The following is a 3,163-nucleotide window of genomic DNA, read 5'->3' as shown; positions in this document are numbered from 1 at the left end:
CTTTCGCAAAGGGGGGCTAGGGGGGATTTCGGGCGGCATCGCTCGCATCGGGAAACAATTGATGGACACTTGCTAAGCGATTGGCCGTCAGAGGCTTCGAGAGCGTTCGACCTCGATCATGGTTTTGGTCCAACCGCGCGGTCGATGGGAGCGGCGCCCCGCCGCGACGGGTGCGTGATTGCGGCGCACCCTCTGTCGGCGTTCGCTTTCGTCATTGTTTGAGGAGTCTATGGATTTCAAAACGGCCGATCTCTACGACGCTCACGGCGAGGCACTCCGCGTCTGTGAGCCCATCTTCCGCGACTTCGGCGGTCAGTCGCGTTTTGCCGGACCCGTCGTGCCCGTCAAGTGCTTCGAGGACAACTCCGTCGTCAAATCAACCCTGGCCGAGCCCGGCGAGGGACGTGTGCTGGTCGTCGACGCCGGCGGATCCTTGCGCTGCGCCATGCTGGGCGACCTCATCGCCGCCAGCGCGGTCGAGCAGGGCTGGGCCGGCGTCATCCTCTTCGGCTGCGTCCGCGACAGCGTCGAGATCGGCCAGATGCCGCTCGGTGTCAAGGCGCTGGCCAGCATCCCGCGCAAGAGCCAGCGGCGCGGGGAAGGGCAGCGCGACATCCCCGTCACCTTCGCCGGCGTGCGCTTTGCGCCCGGTGATTGGGTCTACTGCGATGAGGATGGCATCCTGGTGTCCGACAGGGCGCTTGACCCCTGATCGCTGGCCGTCCAGAGGCAGCGGCGTGGGAGCGCCGCCTCGGCGCGACAGATCCAGCCCAGCCAGGCTCGTCGTGCATCGATCATGACACAGGACCGACCGGGAGGCGCCAGACTCCCTGACCACCGACCACCGACCACCGACCACCGACCACCGACCACCGACCACCGACCACCGAACCTATGGCCTGGACCGAAGCCAAACTCATCGCCGAAGCCATGCTCGAAGGCTTCGAGCGCCACTATCGACTCTTTCGTGAGATTACGATCGACGCCCAACGGCGCTTCGAGGAAGCGGACTGGCCAGCGGTCCAGACCGCGTCGCGTGACCGCATTGGCTTCTATGATCGGCGTGTCGGCGAGACCGTCGCGCTGCTGCGCCGCGAATTCCACCTGCGCGACCCCAGCGACGTGCTCTGGCGGCGGGTCAAGATCGAATACATGCGTCTGCTGCCGCAGCTCAACCAGCCCGAGCTGGCGGAGACCTTCTACAACTCGGTCTTCTGCCGCCTCTTCGACCGCCACTACTACAACAACTCCTACATCTTCGTCTGGCCGCTGATCTCGACCGAGCACCTGGAGGCGGAGGTGCCGATCTTTCGACCCTACTATCCGGCGCGCGACGGCTTCGCCCGAGTCCTCGCCCGGGTCTTGAAGGACGCCGGCTTCAACCGCCCCTTCCGTGACCTGCGGCGCGACATCCGCTGCCTGCTGCTGGCCATCCGCTCACGCTTTCCGGCCAACCGGGCCATCCAGCAAAACTTCCAGCTCGCCGTGCTCTGTGCGCCCTTCTACCGCAACAAGGCGGCCTACATCATCGGCAAGGCCATCAATGGCGCCGACCAGATCCCCTTCGTCATCCCCATCCTGAACGACGAGGCACAGGGGCTCTATGTCGATACCCTGCTCACCGGCACGGACGAGATCTCGGACGTCTTCAGCTTCTCGCGCGCCTATTTCATGGTGGACACCGAGGTGCCGGCGGCCGTGGTGGATTTCCTGCGCCCCCTGATGCCGCGCAAGGGCAAGGCCGAACTCTACACCGCCATCGGCCTGCAGAAGTTCGGCAAGGCCGAGTTCTACCGCGATTTCATCAAGCACCTGCGCTACTCCTCGGACGAGCTGCTGATCGCGCCCGGCATCCGCGGCATGGTCATGTGCGTCTTCACCCTGCCGTCTTTTCCCTTCGTCTTCAAGGTCATCAAGGACCGCTTTCCGGCACCCAAGGAGATGACCCCGGATCAGGTCAAGCAGAAGTACCAGCTGGTCAAGATGCACGATCGGGTCGGGCGCATGGCCGACTCCTGGGAATACTCCCATGTCGCCTTCCCGCTGGCCCGATTCTCCCCGGCGCTGCGTGAGCTTCTAGAGGCCGAGTGCGCCGGCAGCGTCGAGCTGGTCGACGACCAGCTCATCATCAAGCACCTCTACATCGAGCGGCGCATGTCGCCGCTCAACCTCTATCTCCACACGGCTGACGACGACGACATCCGCCACGCCATCGGTGAGTACGGCGATGCCATCAAGCAGCTGGCCGCCGCCAACATCTTCCCCGGCGACTTCCTCTTCAAGAATTTCGGCGTCACCCGTCGGGGACGTGTCGTCTTCTACGACTACGACGAGCTCTGCTACCTGACCGAGTGCAACTTCCGCGAGATTCCGGAAGCGCCCTATCCCGAGATGGAGATGAGCGACGAGCCCTGGTACACCCCCGGACCCGACGACGTCTTTCCAGAAGAATTCGAGACCTTCCTGCTCACGGATCCGCGCATCCGCAAGGTCTTCCGCCAGCACCACGGCGAACTCCTAGATCCAGCCTGGTGGCGCGCGCGGCAGGACCACATCCGCGCCGGCCATCTGGAAGACGTCTTCCCCTACGCGCCCGAGCGCCGCTTTCGCAAGGACAGAGAGGAGTTCCCGCATCGCTACCCCCACCTCACGCCCTAGCCGGTCGGAAGCGGCTACCGCAAGGGTGCAAGCGGAGCCGGGGGCGCGGCGCAGTCCACGGATGCGCCAACATGAAGATCGCCGCCTGGCTCTTGATCGGTTCCAAGCGGCTGAAGCGACGCGGTCCTGAGCGGCCGCATCTCGACCTCGTGGGAGCGGCGCCCCGCCGCGACGGGCGCGCGCCGCCGACTCGACCGACTGAGCGATCCGCTGGATCAAGGCCACAGTGCTCAGCGCCTTTCGGCCTCGATAATAAACCCGGCCGGTAGGGCGGATGCCCGCAGGGCGATCCGCCAGCGATGCCAACCCCAACCGCAACGCCGACGGTGGAACCGCTTCGCGTTCCACCCTACAAGGTGATGCCGTCGCGATGGCCGCAGTGATGATAAAGGCCGCCTTTCGGCATCTCGGATGAATGAACATTTCAAGGCCGGTAGGGCGGATGCCCGCAGGGCGATCCGCCAGCGATGCCAACCCCAACCGCAACGCCGACGGTGGAACCGCT

Annotated in this window: 2 protein-coding genes; both read left to right on the top strand. The window is 65.0% G+C overall.

Annotation, left to right across the window (positions count from 1 at the left end; translation table 11 throughout):
• Nucleotides 1–229 precede the first annotated feature (229 nt).
• On the top strand, nucleotides 230–712 hold the full coding sequence (rraA, locus tag G3480_RS25780) for a ribonuclease E activity regulator RraA (RefSeq protein WP_164657068.1): 483 nt from the start codon (nucleotides 230–232) through the stop codon (nucleotides 710–712).
• 182 nt (nucleotides 713–894) lie between these two features.
• Nucleotides 895–2,658 carry a bifunctional isocitrate dehydrogenase kinase/phosphatase gene (aceK, locus tag G3480_RS25775; RefSeq protein ID WP_164657067.1) on the top strand — a complete coding sequence of 588 codons (1,764 nt, stop codon included), beginning with the start codon at nucleotides 895–897 and terminating at the stop codon, nucleotides 2,656–2,658.
• Nucleotides 2,659–3,163: the final 505 nt, after the last annotated feature.

Origin of the sequence: Thiorhodococcus mannitoliphagus, from assembly GCF_010915725.1 — a bacterium.
GTDB classification, from domain to species: domain Bacteria; phylum Pseudomonadota; class Gammaproteobacteria; order Chromatiales; family Chromatiaceae; genus Thiorhodococcus; species Thiorhodococcus mannitoliphagus.
The sequence above is the reverse complement of the archived record's forward strand: the minus strand, read 5'-3'. Positions and strand labels throughout refer to the sequence as shown.